The organism is Butyrivibrio sp. FCS014 (assembly GCF_000526935.1).
Lineage (GTDB): Bacteria > Bacillota > Clostridia > Lachnospirales > Lachnospiraceae > Butyrivibrio.
Map to the genome: position 1 here is coordinate 1 of NZ_JAHA01000019.1, position 16,265 is coordinate 16,265.

The window sequence follows — 16,265 nt, forward strand, 5'->3', positions numbered from 1 at the left end:
CTCAGAACTCATAAAAACCTCCATAAAGAATGTGCGTTTTTGTTAATTTTTTGACTTGTTAAGACAAAAAGAAAATAAAACGCACAAATGACCGATTATCATTATATTTCTATAAGTTGAAAAAACAATAAAGATTATCTTACATTTCCAATAATCTTATATAAAAGATTGTAGAGAAGCTCTGATTCTTCAGGGGACAGTTTAACACATGAGCCCATTGCAGGAGGAATAGAAAGAGCGCGCTCTCTAAGCTGCTCTCCCTCTTCGGTGATGGTAACCAGAAGATTACGCTCATCCTCATTGGATCTCTCTCTTGTTATATAGCCCTTGGATTCAAGCTTTTTAAGGACAGGAGTAAGTGTACCTGAATCAAGGTACAGTTTCTCCCCTAAGGTTTTTTACATTGAGTGACTTCTGCTCCCAAAGCACCATCATAGTAATATACTGGGTATAAGTCAGATCAATCTCATCAAGATATGGCTTATACTTTCTGATGATCTCCCCTTTGAACAAGGCATAAAGCGGGAAAGCAAAGCTGATTCCCAAGTTTTAAAGTTTCGTATTTTTCCTCTTTTGCACTCATGTAAAACCTCCAAGAATAAATTTTATACTATTTAATTATATCACAAATTTGCGAATGCGCACAATTAATTTTTTAAACCTTTTTTAGTTAATTCTATCTGAAATCTACTTTCGATATAGCTAAACAGCATAGTTTAAGTATCTCATAAACGGTTCTGTCGCTATTGCAAACAGCACAAACAACATAACACATTCAATCGAAACATATGATATAGAAAAAAGATCATTAAAAATAAATGCTGCAACCACGATACCAACAACGCATCCAAGTATTACTCTCAACCTGTATTTGTTAAGAGGCATACAGATATTGGCAAGGATAATGAATCCCACTATTGCAAGAAGGAAGGTGGCGGCAACTGAAACATCGGATGCCTTCACTCCAAAGGTATTGCCAAAAATAACCAGGGCTGCAATAGCCAGGAAATCCGTCAGAGCTGCGGCCATGGCCTTTAGAAGCACCTTAACAAGGAAATGTCCTTCTATCCTCTTGTTATTGGGCTCCATCGCAAGGAAGAATCCGGGAATTCCAATGTTAAAAAGACTTTATCATGGTTATCTGTGACGGCTGCAAAGGATATGTTACCACATTGATAATGGAGAACAAAGCTAAAAGCAGCGAGAAAATGGTTCTTTACCAGGAACAGAGTCGCAGTTCTTTCTATATTATTGATATTCCTTCTGCCCCTCTGCCACTAATCATCGGCATCTTGGAAAAGTCGCTGTCCATAAGAACTACCTGGGCCAGCCTGAACTGCAGCTCGGAACCGGCAGCCATTGCTATGGGAGCAGTCCAGCATCCTTCATGGCCAGTATATCGTTAACACCGTCCTCCCGTCCATGGCAACGGTAATGTCCATCTGCCTTAAGGGCTCTTACAATCTTCTGCTTCTGATCCGGTGTCACTCTTCCAAAAACGGTATACTTCCTGACAGCATGGGGAATATCCTCATCCATCAGAGTTGTCGCATCAACATACCTGTCGGCATTATCAATTCCTGCATTTTTAGCAACTTCCGATACTGTCAGAGCATTATCACCGGATATAACCTTAACATTAACATTCTGCTTTTTGAAAAATGCAAAGGTTTCGAGTGCTGATTCTCTGATCGGGTTCTGGCAAAAGGATAAACATCATGGGAACCGTATTGGCCCCGTCAAGGTACCCTTCCGGTGCAGGAATCGAAGTACTTTCGGAAGTGGCCTCCACTGCCTGCGTTCCGTCAGCTCCTCCGAAATATCTTGCAAAGCAAAGGACTCTCAGTCCCTTTGCAGCATAACTGTCTATTATCTCCTTATACGCAGGATATTTGTCCGTAAGAAACATATTCCGGCGCGCCCAGGACATATGTAGCATTCTAAACTGTACAGAACTGTACTTGTACTTGGATGTGAAGGGATGGAAAGAAACGCTTCCAAGGCTGCTCCTTAAGGGAAATAGTCTTTCAAGAGCTCTCATGGTGATATTCTCATCAGGGATACAGCTAATATATTCCGCAACAATATCCACCACTCTCGGGAATTCCTCCCCGTCCTTGGTTCCGTCCGGCAGTACAGCATCGGCTACAAGCATGCTGTTATCGGTTATGGTAACCTGTCTTGTCGACGCATATGGTATCAACTCTGGCAAGAGCTTCAAATACTTCTCATATCGTGAAGCATAACCCTCTGCCTTGCCAGTCTTATGGTACTAAGTCCGAGAGTAATACTAAGTAAAAGATATAATCCCTCCGGGATCATTCCGAATAACGGCTGCCACCATTGAAGGAACACTCTCGAAAAAGAATTACCCTGGATATAAAAGCTTTGTACAAAAAAGGCAGATTCCCGATAGGAATAATGATAAGTCCGGCAAAGGCTACAATCCTGTTAATGGATTTAACCATTTCACTCTGTTCAGAAGAAGGCATCTTCTTGGCTCTTAACATAAGCTGGGAAATATATGACTCATGTCCCACCTTTGTGAGCCTTTGCAAGACATTTTCCGGACACAACAAAGCTTCCGGACATAAGTGATGAACCGGCTGTCTTTACAATCTCATCAGCTTCACCGGTAAGAAGCGCCTCATTGACCGTTAACTTCACCGCTAATGACCTCTGCATCGCACAGATCTGAACTTCCCCGCAGAAAGAACTATCACATCCCCGAGAAACAAGCTTATCTATCGCAAACTATCTTCTCCTTACCGTCACGTATCGCAGTAACGGTAGACTGGAATTCAGGACCTTAAGAATCATCAAAGTATCTTCTTGCTCTTATCCCCTGAAATATTCCGATCAGCGCATTACATATGATAACAGGCAAAAAAGTCCAGCGAATAAAAGCGCCGGATATGATAAGCAATATAGCCATGAAAAGAAGATCAGGTTAAAGTAATGGTGAAGATGTTTCTCTTTAATGATCTGACCGTTGTCTTAACGATATTTTCAATTGTACATTGCCCTTCCTGATTATAAAGCTCTTTGGCTTTTTTCAGAGGAAAGGACCCATTATCTTATTATCCATAATCACTTAGAAGTATGATCATCGTTCTGTGATAGGTATATTTGCATAAAGTGCAGGAACAGTCTTACCCGTATTATCCTCAGTGTCCAGTCTGGGTAATATTGATATCTAGTATTCCATATCGATCTCTGCATATTGCGACAGAACTTCTATGATATCGCTGCGGATCTTCTGCATGATATCAGGTGAACATGTTGCTCTGTCAGATACAAGGACCAGTGTTTAAGTCTGTCTTTGCCACATCGCTGGAAGGATTTTTCCTTAAAAATATCAGATATTTTCATAATCAAATTCTCCTTATCTCTTCCTTGAGAGCCAGCCAAACAGTCCCTTTCTGGCTTCAAGATCCAGGAAAGGAAACGTTCTCACCGGTAAACTCTGCGCAAATATCATGTAAGGCCTGTCCGCAAAGGAATTAATCTCCAACCAGCGCTCACCGTTATTGTGGGCAAATGACAATGTTCTCATCATCGGGAACCTGACCAATGATGTTCAACAGCCAGAATCTCCACAAACGTCGTCTGCAGACATCATGGTCGCTCCCTTGAGAGAGGTCAGGACGAAAGTCTGTTTTACAAAAGCTGGTGATTCTTGATCTCTTTCGCCTCAAAGAAGACCGATGATGCCTGTCAGCATCAACGTACTGCAGATACTTCAGGTGTAGTTACAACAATTGCTCTGTCAGCACCTGCAATGGCAATTAAGGAAGCCCTGCTCGATTCCTGCCAGGACAGTCGAGAATGATGTAGTCAAACTCTTCCTTAAGTTCCTCTGTAAGTTTCTTCATCTGCTCAGGGTGTACGCTGTGCTTGTCCCTGGTCTGAGCAGCAGGCAAAAGAAACAGTGTGTCATATCTCTTGTCTTTAATAAGAGCCTGTCTTAAATTTACAGTTCTCCTCGATAACATCAACGATGTTGTAGACGATACGGTTCTCAAGACCCATAACCAAACGTCAAGGTTTCTAAGGCCTATATCCGTATCAATAAGAACTACTTTTTTGTTTAATTTGGCAAGGCCGGTACCGATATTGGCCGTTGTTGTGGTTTTACCAACTCCGCCCTTACCTGATGTGATAACTATTACTTCTCCCATACTTTCCTCCGTTTAAAATACTGTAAAATCTTCTTAAAAAATGAAGTGTCATACGATGTCTTAACAATATGACCATTCTCTATATAAGCTACTTCTGCCATCTTATCGTTCCAAGGAAATTTCTTCTTGGTTTTTGATCCTGGCACCCTTTTTCAGCATCAGGAGATATCGCGATTGCATCCCCGATCCTGACCTGAATAGGAGCAAGCTTAAGTGCCATTATGACTGAATCGTTGTCGCCTTCACATCCGGCAAAGGCATTTACCTCTCAGCTCTCCGAGAATAAATATACTGCCCTTGGAGACAACATTTCCTCCCGGTTTTAACATCTCCTAGAACTAATAATGCTCTTGTCGCTCTTAAAATCCTGACCGGATCGCAAATTGCCTCTGTAAATAACAGCATCTCCGTCAGCAAAGGTCGTTATCCTGTGAAGCTTTCGGAGCATCCGAAGTTCTCCGTTACTGCGAAGTACTCCAAGCCTGATAAGTTCCTCCTTCTCAGACTGCTCATCAATAATACAGATATGTGAAGATTGGAATTATCCTCAATGATCCTAACTATCTCCATCGGCTTCCACATCTGACAGGAACCTTCCTCTAAATATAAGTCCCATATCATGTTTGCCCAAGAAAAGAAGAATGCTTCCCGCGAATTTCTCCGCAACCTTCTGTTTGAGATCATTGAAAGGAACAGACGGATCCAAGACCAGAATTATCCCTGACTTGGTCCCCTTGATAGTGACATTTGGCTTCCAACTAAGATCACCCACCCTTTTTTCATACATCTTGTATGTTCGGTCTTTCCTGAACACACCATATACAAGTATATGCTATTTGCCTCTAAAATTAAAACCGACAAAATACATAAATAATGGATGTTTTTTATTACAAAAAAATGGAGCCCCGGGATAGTCCCGAGGCTCCGATTAAAATCAGATATTATTTAAGTGTACCAGCCTGCTTAGCAACTTCCTCAGCAAAGTTCTCGTTCTTCTTCTCGATACCCTCACCGGTCTCGAAACGAACGATCTTCTTGATCTTAATATTTGCGCCGTTGTTTCTTGCCAACCTGTGCAAGTACTGAGCTACAGTCTGCTTACCATCTTCAGCCTTAACGTAAACCTGCTCATTGAGGCAGATCTCCTTGAACTCTTTGTTAAGACGACCGATAAGCATCTTCTCGATGATCTCCTGAGGTTTTCTCTTTCCTTCAGGAAGCTCCTCGTTCTCCTTCATAGCCTGAGCAAGGAGGATCTCCTTCTCATGGTTTCTGTAATCCTCTGAAATATCCTCAGAAGAAATGAACTTGGGATTAAGAGCTGCAACCTGCATAGCTACATTCTTAACTGCATCCTTGATCTCATCGTTTACAACATCTGTATCAGCCTCAACAAGAACTGAGATTCTTCCGCCGCCGTGAACGTAAGGAACTACGATTACCGTTCTCAGCTACAACCTTCTCGAAAACGTCTGATTGAAAGCTTCTCAGAAATAACTGCTGTGATCTCAACAAGTGCATCGTTAACAGTCTTGGAACCGTCCTCGATCCACTTCTCAGCCATAAAGGAATCAAGATCCTTGGAATCAGACTCAACTGCCTGCTTAGCAACAGCCTCAACAAATGCCTGGAACTTCTCGTTCTGAGCAACGAAGTCTGTCTCTGAGTTAACCTCAACAACAGCTGCTGTCTTGTCATCCTTTTACTGCGATTCTTGTAAGACCCTCTGCAGCGATTCTGCTGGCCTTCTTCTCAGCCTTCATGATACCGTTCTTTCTAAGGTACTCTACGGCTGCATCCATATCTCCGTTAGTCTCTGTAAAGAGCCTTCTTGCACTCCATCATGCCGGCGCCTGTAGACTCACGTAACTCTTTAACCATTGCTGCTGTAATAGCCATTTATCTATCCTCCGTAAGATGTGTGTTTATTAAAATTCAAAAGATCAGATCAAGCCTCAACTGTCTCTTCTGCAGTAGCCTCTTCCTCTGCAGACTGCTCAGCTGCAACATCAGCCTCAGCACCCTGGTTAGCCTCGATAACAGCATCTGCCATCTTACCAACGATAAGCTTTACTGCTCTGATAGCATCATCGTTACCGGGGATGATGAAGTCAAGCTCCTCGGGATCGCAGTTTGTGTCGCCGATACCGATAAGAGTGATTCCAAGTGACTCAGCCTCCTGGATGCAGATTCTCTCCTTCTTAGGATCTACTACAAAGATAGCATCGGGAATTCTCTTCATGTCTCTGATTCCGCCAAGGTTAGCCTGAAGCTTTGAAAGCTCCTTCTTAAGCTGAGCTACTTCCTTCTTGGGAAGAACATCAAAAGTTCCGTCTTCCTGCATCTTCTCGATCTTCTTCATTCTGTCGATTCTTGACTGGATTGTCTTGAAGTTTGTAAGCATTCCGCCAAGCCATCTCTCGTTAACATAGTACATTCCGCAACGCTCTGCCTCAGTCTTAACTGCGTCCTGAGCCTGCTTCTTGGTACCTACGAAAAGGATTGTTCCACCCTGCTGTGCAATCTCGAATACTGCCTTGTAAGCCTCGTCAACCTTAACAACTGACTTCTGAAGGTCGATGATGTGGATTCCGTTTCTCTCTGTGAAGATGTAAGGAGCCATTTTAGGGTTCCATCTTCTGGTCTGGTGTCCGAAATGTACACCTGCTTCAAGTAACTGTTTCATTGATACAACGCTCATTTTGATACCTCCGTTTGGTTAATCTTCCGTACACCTTGTGCCCGCTACTCCTGCAGTGCGTCTCCTGTCAGGCAGGCTCCTCTTCTGATCGACAATGCCGACACCGGAAAAAGAATCGGATGTACGTGTGTATTTGTTACTGCCATAGCCTTAAATGGGCATAAACAGCCCTATAAGCCCACAGCTTTTATATATTATCATACGGATTTTGATAAATCAACAAAAAAATAAGACATTATCCACATTTTTACGGTAATGTCTTATTTCGTGATTATATTTGCAACCTGTTCGTAGCTTGCGCCCTCGGGAATTGTCTTTACTCCCGAACGAATTATTCTGTCTATATGCTGTTCAACAAGATATCTGTTAAAAGAGCTTGCGTTGTCGATAAGTCCTTCTCTTTCAAGGATGGCTGCCACCGCTTCAGAGCCAAGTCCGCCGGGGATTGTAACACTCTTTCCGGATGCTGTCTGAGTAGATGACTGCGAACCTGATGATGAGCTTGAACCTTGAGATGTCTCTGTTCCTGTCGATACGTTTGTACCGGTTCCCGTTCCTGTCCCGGATTCCGATGAGGTACTTGTTCCTGTTGAAGTACCGGAATTACCGGATGAAGTGCTTTCTGATGAAGAGCTTCCGGATGTATTGCCTGACGCAGAAGTCTTACCTGTACTTGTATCGCTTCCTTTCGTCGAAGAGTTTTTTCCGGAGGATGCAGTATCTGTGGAAGTGCCTGTCGCAGTTTCTGCCGAAGTACCGCTGGAAGTACCGGTTACCGTCTCTGTAGAATTACCACCGGATGACTTCCCGGTCGATGTTTCAGTTGAAGAACCGGTTGACTTCCCGGTTGATGTCTCAGTTGAAGAACCGGTTGACTTCCCGGTTGATGTCTCACTTGATGCGGAGGCTGACTTCCCGGTTGATGTCCCGGAACCCGTATCCTTGGCAGAAGCTACATCGGTAGTCTTTACCTGTCCTTCTGCTGCACCCTGAGCATCATCGCCTGAGCTTTCACTCTGAGATTCTCCCTCTTCTGCATCCGTACCTTCTCCTTCTTGCGCTTCTCCAGCCACGCCAGAAGAAGGTTGATCTGGCGAAGTGACTGTTTGGTCGACTTCCTCAGGTATTTTTTTCTCCTGCTTGACCCAATGGCGTATCGGATGAAGATGTATCTGTTTTTTCATTACTATTCCCTGCCTCTTTGCTGTTCTGAGAAAGTGTGCCGGTTCCGGCCTCTATCATTCCGAGCTCCTTGGCTCTTCTGATAACCTCGGCATCACTAATGGTGGTCTTCCTGCCACCAAGGGCAAAGCCCATGACGATAGCGGTGAGAATTATGCCGATTCCCATACCGCGAAGATAATACTTTAGTTTCATTAAATATCTTTTCCTTTATCTTACTTTTCTGTGTTTGTTTGAAAGATCGATAACCAGTTTCACTTCACCTATTCCAAGGCCAAGTTCTCTGGCAATGACCATATTTGATTTGCCCTGCTTGTGCATCTCAAGGATCTGTCTGTTCTGGGAAGCGGGATCATTGGCTGTAAGTTCCTCCATGGATGTGTCAGGATTTTTGGCCTTGCCCTGAACTCTGACTGCTTCCTTAATGGGAATCACCTTTGAATCGGATTGCTGCTCTGTGTCGCCCTTTCCTCCAATAATATGGAGTCCGTTTAAATCCTCCGCATTCAGGATCTCAGCCGGAATCTCCTCAAGAACTTCAAGTTCCTTAAGGTTCTTCTCATCGACGTAACCGCTCTCTATGCTGCCCTCAGGCTGGGGCTGTGAATTAACAGGAGCCGGTGCATCGGCGTCAGCCTGATCGTTCTTTTCTTTATATGGAATATGGATTCCACTGAGTTTATCCTCAGCTTCATCAATATACACTGCCCGAAGATTAGATGCCTCTTTTGCCTCCTTGGCTGTAGCCTGGGCATCAAGAACAGCCTGCTTGGCTTCATCAGTCTTTCTTGAGACTTCGGAGACAACAGACGTAAGATTTTTGTGCTTGTCATTGAGCATGTCATACATGAACATGACTTCATCATGATTTTTGTGGATATCATTGATAACGGTATCAGAGTACTCGCCGATGGCTGACATCTTCTCATTGGAGATGCGCTCCATTGCTCTCTCTGTCCTGTCCAGAGTATTGTCAACGGTATCGTCGACCATATTTTCGATGGTTTCCTTCTGATCCTCGACCTCACGTCTAACAAGCTCACGAATTTCTTTTTCCATGAGCATCTTTTCTTCTTCATCCATTTCTTTACCGGCAGGAAGAAGGTAACCCAATATTATCGCAGCGAATCCTGCGACGATGAGAACAATCTCTGTGATACTTATCATAACTCCGCCCAAAAAATCCCAACAAAAGAGTCGCGTTTTAAAAAAACACGTTTCTTTATTATAATATAGAACCGTTAAATCTTCAAATCAAACCCCGATGACAGATGAAGGTCCACAGGTTTCCCATTCCTGTCCCTCATGTTATCTGCTATTTTTTCCATCTGCTCTGTGGTCAGCTGACGCTCAACAACCTCGTCGTCGTCCCCCTGGTTTCTACGACGATTTTTGCCTCCGTCTCCCATGTACTCATTAGAGCCCTTGTCTTCCGCATCAGCGTTCATCCCGTCCTGTGAGATATCATTCTTGGTGTTGACCTGATGCTGTTGATTCTCAACCTCATTGTTGAACTGAGTCTGGAAGTTGTGCTGATCCGCAAGGGGTCTGGCTTCCTCTGCAGCTTTAATGCTGGTTACATCCGTTGACGTAGCCATTACGCCAAAATCAATTCTGGTTATGGACATCGCTCATACACCTCCTCTCTCCCTTTATATATCGGCCTGCGAGCCTTTATCATATAGGTGCAGTCCGTACATCTCCCGAGTTTATAACAAACTTACTGTATTGAACAGGCTTTTTTACTATCATGGAAAGCTCCCCTATGTTGACAGTCGTCCCGGGATATGCTGTCCCCTCAACAATAACTTCAGCTTCCTTGGACTCTGCCAGCTTTGCCATGAGCTCCGAATATTCTGCGGAATCCTGCTCAATCTGCTGCGTAAGGGTTTTGTTCATCTCTATAAGCTTCTTGGCATTGGCAACCTGGTCAGGAGTGAACTTGGCGCCGGCCTTAAGCATCTTGGTAAAACCATCGATGGTGGGCTTTATACTATCTATATTTTTGCTGGCTGTCTGGATGTTCTTCTGCAGCTCTTTTAACCGGATCTTAAGCTGCGGATCTGCACCGACTTCGATAATAGTATTGGCTCCCATCTCAGACCCCAGCACCTTTGCCCTTATCTTATCTGCTGCAGTAACCTTACCGCCTGCTATGAAGCCTCTTCTTCCGGTAACGGTTATCTCTGTTCCCGAGGCCACCGTCGAATGAAGTATACATTCGCTGGTGATACTGCCTTTGGCCATTATGGTGGCGTTCTCAATGAACTTGGTGACAACATTTCCGCCGGCTTTTATATTGCCGCCTGCCTTGGCTCCGCATTCAAGTATAACATCTGCCCCGGCATCAAGTGTAGCCCCTTCTACGATTCCTTTTACAACAATATTTCCTCCGGCCTTTACGCTGAAATTAGAAGCTATGACACCCTTTACTTCAACGCTGCCTTCGTATTCGATATTACCTGTGGAAACATCGACATTCTCAAGTACAAGAACATCTGATACGGTGATCTTGCCTTCTTTTATGGTAACGTGGCCTGACTTTCCTGCTGTAAGTGTAAGCTTATCTTCGGAAAGGACCGTGTTTTTGCCGTATTTTATAAAAGCGGATTTCACGGCATGAGGCTTGATGTTCTCGCCGTGAACATTTATACCGGGTTCTCCCGGCTTTTCGGGATGCAGAGTAGCCAGAAGCTGTCCGGCTTCCACATTGTTAATAAGATTCAAATGGAAATAGTCAACACTTCCGTCCTCTTTAAGGGTAGGCTTTGCCCTGAGATTTGCATTGAAATGAAGCTCAACTTTCGCATCCCGGCCCTGGACAACAGGTTTTCCCTGAGCGACAACAAGCGTTTTACAGTACTGCCTGTGTTCAAAAAAGTTATGTATAACATCTTTGTTGATGCCATAATTAACTTTTCTGTAAGCGAGACTGCTAAGGACCTCATTCTCAGTCATCAGCTCCGCTCCGTTTGATGGCGGGTAAAAAAATGCTGTGACAGTCATGCGGTCCTGAGAAATGTCGAACTTACAAGCCTCACGTTCAGGAAGAATCTGAGCGTCATTAAAGAGAACGACACTTTCGTCTGCTTTTGTCACAGCGTCATTGATTACAACTACGTCGTATTGAATTTTCCGATCGTCAAGATAGTCTCTGACATCGTTGACGTTTAGCGGGTCCCCGCCATCTGTCGGTGCAAACACTTTGATGCCGGTGCCTTTTGGCGTGATCACCAGTTGAAAATAACCATTCATTCTTTTTACCCCGCAACCATATTATCTTGAATTTGTGAGTATCCCTAGATATTTGCCGAGTTTCTCCCTCATCTTCTGAAGAGCCCTGGTGTGAAGCTGAGAAATTCTGGACTCAGAAACCTCAAGAACTTCGCTTATCTCCTTAAGTGTCAGTTCTTCATAATAATAAAGCAGTATGACTTTCTTCTCCTTGTCAGTCAGAAGTTCAAGAGACTCAGCCAGCATCTTCTTAAGCTCTTCCTTCTCAACCGCCTCCTCGGGCTTTACGAATGAAGAACTGTGATTATTGGAATCATCGGTAATGTCTGAACCCTGATCCATAAACTCGTTCAAAGAAACAACGCCGGTGACTTTCATCTGGTTCTGCCAGTTCTGATACTCATCTTCGCTGATCTCCATTTTTGCAGCGATCTCGGCATCGGTGGCAACGTGGCCGCCATCTCTTTCTATCTCTCTGATAGCCGCATCGATTTTCTTCTGACGTTGTCTGATGGTACGGGGAATCCAGTCCATTTTCCTTATCTGATCCAGAATAGCTCCGCGGATCCTAAGACTCGCATATGTCTCAAATTTAACGTCTTTCATAAGATCGAATTTATCTATGGCATCAATAAGTCCAAAGATACCATAGCCTACAAGATCATCGTATTCCACGTTAAATCCAAGGTACATACTAAGCCTTCCGGCAACCAGTTTTACCAGAGGAGCATACTCAAGTATCAGCTTCTCCCTGATATCAGCTGACTTGGTCTTATTATATTCAGTCCATAATTTATTTCTGCCTGCCTCGTCCATGCATCTTTTCCCCGGTCAATATTTTTTCTAGAAGTCAGATGTAATATTCTGGTCATCCACAGAGGTTACATCTTCACCACCCTCGGCTTCCATTGCGGCCCTTGCCTCTTCCTCAAGTCTTTCAGCCTCAGCTTTTTCGGCCATGGCTTTCTCGTAATTCACATCGAGGAACCTGTTTATCATCTTCTCAATGATAAGTCCGATGATAAGGAACACCACAACGGATGCAAAAACAATAATAAACCAATCACGTACCGGATAGTGCTTAAAGTAAGTGAAAAGAGCTATGATCGCTGTACATCCAAGCACTATCAGCGGTGTGATCAGTTTTGTATTAACTTTTTTAATCTGTTCAATATCGGTATTCATATGGTCTTCTCAGGCTTTCCTACAGCTCTGATAACAAAATTACCGTTCTCGGGATAAAAAATAACTGTCCTTCCGTAAGAATCTCCGGTATCCTGTGCCAAAACCGGAATGTTCATCTCCTTGAGCTTTTTAAGCGTGGCCTGAACATTTCTGTCGCCGACACGCATAGCGTTATTGCTTGACTGAAAAGCAAACATCTGAGCTCCGCCTGCGATCTTGGCCACAAGCCTTGATCTGCTGGCTCCTTTTGCAACTATCTGCTTTATGAGCTCTTCTATGCCCGTATCGGCAAACTTGGGGATATTAGAATTATTTTTTATCTCGGTTGAATCAGGTAGCATGATATGTGCCAGGCCGCCTATCTTGGTAACAGGGTCTCTCACAGCAATTCCCACACAGGAACCAAGTCCCAGTGTAGTGATTCCGTCAGGGCTGACACAAATATTCAGATCGGCCATACCAACCTTAATAATTTGGCTCATATATTTCCCTCATTAAACATCAATGTCTCCCATTCCGAGAGATGACAGAATCTTTTTGTAACCATCCATATCAGGCAAAAGAATGAAATATCCGCTAAGCTTAAGTTCATCAAAGAACTGAGTCTCAATCAGGAGTATCTTGTCGCCCATCATTCCGAACTGGATAGCCGGTACGCTAAGGATGGCAGCTGCCATATCAATGGCCACATAAGGAACCGAAGGAACAAGCTTAAGGTTTGTCATCATCGAAAGTGAATTCAGATAGGATCCGGTGATGATATTACCTACTTCCTTTAAGGCTGACATTTCAACCTCATCAAATTCCTGGTCTTCAGGTTTGGCGCCTGTTCCCATAAGCTTATCCACGAGATGTCTTGCAGCCTGCTTGCCAAGAAGGAACATGATACTTCCGTCTATATCTCCCTCCACTGCAAGATAAATGCCTGCCATTATCTTCTCTGCTCCGCCCATCATATCCCCGACATCCTTGAAGTCAAGAAGTCGTACCTGAGGAACAGACATATCAACCTTTGTTCCAATCATCTGCGCCAAGGCTGTAGTGGCATTACCGGCTCCGATATTGCCCAGCTCCTTGAGCACATCAAAGTACTGGCTGGATAAATTATCCAGACTCATTTCTCCCATATTCAATCCTCCAATCAGCCTGCGTTAGAAGCCTTCTCTTTTACTTCCTTCTCAGCCACAACAGCGTCCAGATCAAGAATAGAAACGAGGCCGCCGTCGTAATGTCCGACACCGTTTACGAATGACGCATTGGCTTTGCCCTTCTTGTCGTCGTAACGTACCTTCTCAATATTGTTGGAATCAAGAGTAAGAACCTGATTAACCTGATCTACAATAATGCCCACAAGATCTCCTTCACCGGTCTTAAGAATGATGATCCTGCTCTTGCCGGTGATCTCATCTTCAGCAAGTCCCATCTTCATTCTTACGCTCATTACAGGAACGATCTCACCACGGATATTGATAACTCCCTTTAAGTAATCGTCAACCTTGGGAACTCTGGTGATCTGCTGCATTCTTACAATATTATCGATGAATTTGATGTTGATGCCATACTGCTCATCATCAATCTTAATAACTATATACTGGATAAGTTCTCCGCTTTCCTTATTATCTCTCAGCTCATTCATATCGATAATCTCCCTTTCTTTAGATTATTGAATTGGTATCAAGGATAAGAGCAATCTCGCCGTCTCCAAGGATAGTAGCGCCGCTGATAAACTTACATTTAGCAGTGTACTTGCCAAGAGGCTTGATAACTATTTCCTGCTGTCCCATCAATTCGTCGATAACAAGTCCAACCTGCTGATCGCCCTTTCTGGCGATAACCACAACCATGTCCTCATCGGGAGATTTTGTGGATTCTGTATCAAGGACTTCATTGAGCCTTATGATAGGAGTTACGCTTCCACGAAGATTGATAACTTCCCTGTTCTCAACCAGCTTAAGATCTGAAGGTGTTACATCTTCGATACTCTGGATGGAATCAAGAGGAATAGCATATTTCTCTTCGCCGATGATAACCATGAGAGCCTGGATGATAGCCAGTGTAAGAGGAAGTCTGATAACCCATGTGGAGCCCTCTCCAAGCTTTGTTCTAACCGTTACTTCACCGGAAAGTGATTCTACCTTTGACTTAACAACGTCAAGGCCTACACCTCTTCCGGAAATTTCAGATACCTGCTTTGCAGTAGAGAATCCGGGATGGAACAAGAGCTCAACGCACTGCTTCTCTGTAAGAAGAGCTGCCTGCTCGGGAGTAACTACGCCCTTTTCAATAGCCTTATTCTTAACTGCTTCTGCATCGATACCGTTACCGTCATCACCAACCTCGATAACAACGCTGTTGCCATCCTGGAAAGCGTGAAGGAAAATCTGTCCTACATCGGGTTTGCCACGCTGTGCACGAAGTTCAGCTGACTCAATACCATGGTCGGCACTGTTTCTTATAAGGTGCATCAGAGGATCACCGATCTCATCAACCACTGTACGGTCCATTTCTGTCTCTTCACCGGTCATGGTCAGTTCCATCTTCTTGCCCAGTGTCTTGTTAAGATCACGGATCATACGAGGGAATTTCTGAAGTACGCTCTCAATAGGAACCATTCGAACTTTCATGACAGATTCATGAAGGTTTTGTGGTTACACTCTCAAGGTACTCAATCTGTTCATTTACGTTGCTTACGCCTGAAGTGTTGGCTGCGGAAATAAGTGAGTTCTTCGCAATGATAAGCTCACTTACCAGGTTCATGAGAACATCCAGTTTCTCTATATCAACACGAACTGTTCTGTTAACAACAGGCTTTCCGACAGGCTTCTTGCCTCCGGCTCCGCCGGCTGCCGCTGCGGGTGCAGGTGCCTGAGCAGCTGCGGGAGCAGGTGCAGGTGCCGCTGCCTTAGCGGGTTCTGCTGCAGGTTCAGGTGCGGGAGCTTCTTCCTTATCTTCAGTGCTCTTGGCACCGCTTAAGTCAAATTCTCCGCATTCACAGCCTTCAACTTCCGAAACGGCCTTAACAATCTCTTCGACCTTTTCTTTGGATTCATCTGTAATCACAACAAGGCTGAAGCTATATTCAAATTTTTCGTCTTCAATATCCTGAGTTGAGGGATCCGATACTGCGATCTCACCAATTTCTTCCAGGCCTTTGAATACAAGGAAGCCTCTTGCTGCCTTAAGAATACAGGACTCCTGAATATGTACGGTCACGCCGTAAATCTTCTTGCCCTGAGAAGCAGCTTCTTCCAATGTGGATTTAACTGATGGATCGAGTTTGATAGCTCTGTAATCTGTTGTTCCGTCTGCGCCGGCGGGAGCATCAGATGCAGGTGCTGCTTCAGCTGCGGGAGCTGCATCGGCAGCAGGAGCTGCAGCGGCATCGCCGCCGCTTGTACCATTCCTGATATCTGCAAGAGCTTTTATGATGTTCTGGTGTTCATCAGTACCCTCGTCCTGATTCTCAGTGATGTTGTCTACATATCCCTGAATAGCATCAAGACACTGCAGGAGAACATCAATATCCGCGGATTTGATCTTGATCTTGCCGCCACGAACATCGGAGAATACATCCTCCATATCGTGGGTAAGGTTCTGCATCCTTGTATAGCCCATTGTTCCAGCCATACCCTTCATGGAATGGGCAGATCTGAAGATCTCGTTGATACAATCCTCGTTCTCGGGATCCTGCTCCAGAGTCATAATGTTGTCATTAAGTGACTGAAGGTGCTCCTTGGCTTCATCGAGAAAGACACTTAGATACTGGGAAACATCCATAACCT

At 44.3% G+C, this 16,265-nt stretch carries 18 protein-coding genes and 4 pseudogenes; all 22 read right to left on the minus strand.

Features of this window, described 5'->3' with window-relative positions:
• Window positions 1-134: 134 nt before the first annotated feature.
• The 22 genes and pseudogenes from T456_RS24165 to T456_RS24175 all read right to left on the minus strand — a co-directional run bounded on the left by T456_RS24165 (window position 135) and on the right by T456_RS24175 (window position 16,260).
• Window positions 135-583 (minus strand): annotated as a pseudogene (locus tag T456_RS24165) (MarR family winged helix-turn-helix transcriptional regulator).
• Between the two features lie 119 nt (window positions 584-702).
• Complete coding sequence (locus T456_RS21495; RefSeq protein ID WP_024866501.1) at window positions 703-1,089, minus strand: hypothetical protein; 387 nt, start codon at window positions 1,087-1,089, stop codon at window positions 703-705.
• 273 nt (window positions 1,090-1,362) lie between these two features.
• Window positions 1,363-1,692, minus strand: a complete 330-nt coding sequence (locus T456_RS22070) for an HAD family hydrolase (protein WP_081749104.1) — start codon at window positions 1,690-1,692, stop codon at window positions 1,363-1,365.
• Window positions 1,640-2,221: a hypothetical protein gene (locus tag T456_RS21500; RefSeq protein WP_024866502.1), complete on the minus strand. Its 582-nt coding sequence runs from the start codon at window positions 2,219-2,221 to the stop codon at window positions 1,640-1,642. The genes T456_RS22070 and T456_RS21500 overlap by 53 nt, the downstream gene beginning before the upstream one ends.
• Window positions 2,222-2,529: 308 nt before the next feature.
• Complete coding sequence (locus T456_RS22075; RefSeq protein WP_197026898.1) at window positions 2,530-2,667, minus strand: P-type ATPase; 138 nt, start codon at window positions 2,665-2,667, stop codon at window positions 2,530-2,532.
• 439 nt (window positions 2,668-3,106) lie between these two features.
• Window positions 3,107-3,372, minus strand: a pseudogene (minE, locus tag T456_RS24360) (cell division topological specificity factor MinE).
• Between the two features lie 13 nt (window positions 3,373-3,385).
• On the minus strand, window positions 3,386-3,559 hold the full coding sequence (locus T456_RS22560; RefSeq protein WP_155838111.1) for a hypothetical protein: 174 nt from the start codon (window positions 3,557-3,559) through the stop codon (window positions 3,386-3,388).
• Between the two features lie 229 nt (window positions 3,560-3,788).
• Entirely contained in the window at window positions 3,789-4,181 is a 393-nt protein-coding gene (locus tag T456_RS23260; RefSeq protein ID WP_242835983.1) for an AAA family ATPase, read from the minus strand.
• A gap of 556 nt (window positions 4,182-4,737) precedes the next feature.
• On the minus strand, window positions 4,738-4,968 hold the full coding sequence (locus tag T456_RS24365; RefSeq protein WP_024866504.1) for a hypothetical protein: 231 nt from the start codon (window positions 4,966-4,968) through the stop codon (window positions 4,738-4,740).
• Window positions 4,969-5,122: 154 nt separating this feature from the next.
• A pseudogene (tsf, locus tag T456_RS24170) lies at window positions 5,123-6,080 on the minus strand (translation elongation factor Ts).
• Window positions 6,081-6,129: 49 nt separating this feature from the next.
• Complete coding sequence (gene rpsB, locus T456_RS0113200) at window positions 6,130-6,882, minus strand: 30S ribosomal protein S2 (RefSeq protein ID WP_024864830.1); 753 nt, start codon at window positions 6,880-6,882, stop codon at window positions 6,130-6,132.
• A gap of 260 nt (window positions 6,883-7,142) precedes the next feature.
• A complete protein-coding gene (locus T456_RS0113205; RefSeq protein WP_197026900.1) occupies window positions 7,143-8,066 on the minus strand; it encodes a hypothetical protein in 924 nt (307 codons plus the stop codon).
• Window positions 8,002-8,259: a hypothetical protein gene (locus T456_RS0113210; RefSeq protein ID WP_024866506.1), complete on the minus strand. Its 258-nt coding sequence runs from the start codon at window positions 8,257-8,259 to the stop codon at window positions 8,002-8,004. The genes T456_RS0113205 and T456_RS0113210 overlap by 65 nt, the downstream gene beginning before the upstream one ends.
• A 15-nt stretch (window positions 8,260-8,274) precedes the next feature.
• A complete protein-coding gene (locus T456_RS0113215) occupies window positions 8,275-9,231 on the minus strand; it encodes a DUF6115 domain-containing protein (protein ID WP_024866507.1) in 957 nt (318 codons plus the stop codon).
• A 74-nt stretch (window positions 9,232-9,305) separates the two neighbouring features.
• Window positions 9,306-9,692, minus strand: coding sequence for a hypothetical protein (locus tag T456_RS0113220; RefSeq protein WP_024866508.1), 387 nt, complete (start codon window positions 9,690-9,692; stop codon window positions 9,306-9,308).
• A gap of 49 nt (window positions 9,693-9,741) precedes the next feature.
• Window positions 9,742-11,319, minus strand: a complete 1,578-nt coding sequence (locus tag T456_RS20220; protein WP_024866509.1) for a DUF342 domain-containing protein — start codon at window positions 11,317-11,319, stop codon at window positions 9,742-9,744.
• Between the two features lie 21 nt (window positions 11,320-11,340).
• Window positions 11,341-12,114 (minus strand): FliA/WhiG family RNA polymerase sigma factor, encoded by a 774-nt coding sequence (locus tag T456_RS0113230; protein ID WP_024866437.1) that lies wholly within the window; start codon window positions 12,112-12,114, stop codon window positions 11,341-11,343.
• Window positions 12,115-12,141: 27 nt separating this feature from the next.
• On the minus strand, window positions 12,142-12,483 hold the full coding sequence (locus T456_RS0113235; RefSeq protein WP_024866436.1) for a hypothetical protein: 342 nt from the start codon (window positions 12,481-12,483) through the stop codon (window positions 12,142-12,144).
• Window positions 12,480-12,965, minus strand: coding sequence for a chemotaxis protein CheD (locus T456_RS0113240; protein ID WP_024866435.1), 486 nt, complete (start codon window positions 12,963-12,965; stop codon window positions 12,480-12,482). Before T456_RS0113240 ends, T456_RS0113235 begins: the two co-directional genes overlap by 4 nt.
• A gap of 12 nt (window positions 12,966-12,977) precedes the next feature.
• Window positions 12,978-13,610 carry a chemotaxis protein CheC gene (locus tag T456_RS0113245; protein ID WP_024866434.1) on the minus strand — a complete coding sequence of 211 codons (633 nt, stop codon included), beginning with the start codon at window positions 13,608-13,610 and terminating at the stop codon, window positions 12,978-12,980.
• A gap of 14 nt (window positions 13,611-13,624) precedes the next feature.
• Window positions 13,625-14,119 carry a chemotaxis protein CheW gene (locus tag T456_RS0113250; protein ID WP_024866433.1) on the minus strand — a complete coding sequence of 165 codons (495 nt, stop codon included), beginning with the start codon at window positions 14,117-14,119 and terminating at the stop codon, window positions 13,625-13,627.
• A 19-nt stretch (window positions 14,120-14,138) separates the two neighbouring features.
• Window positions 14,139-16,260: pseudogene (locus T456_RS24175) on the minus strand (chemotaxis protein CheW).
• Window positions 16,261-16,265: the final 5 nt, after the last annotated feature.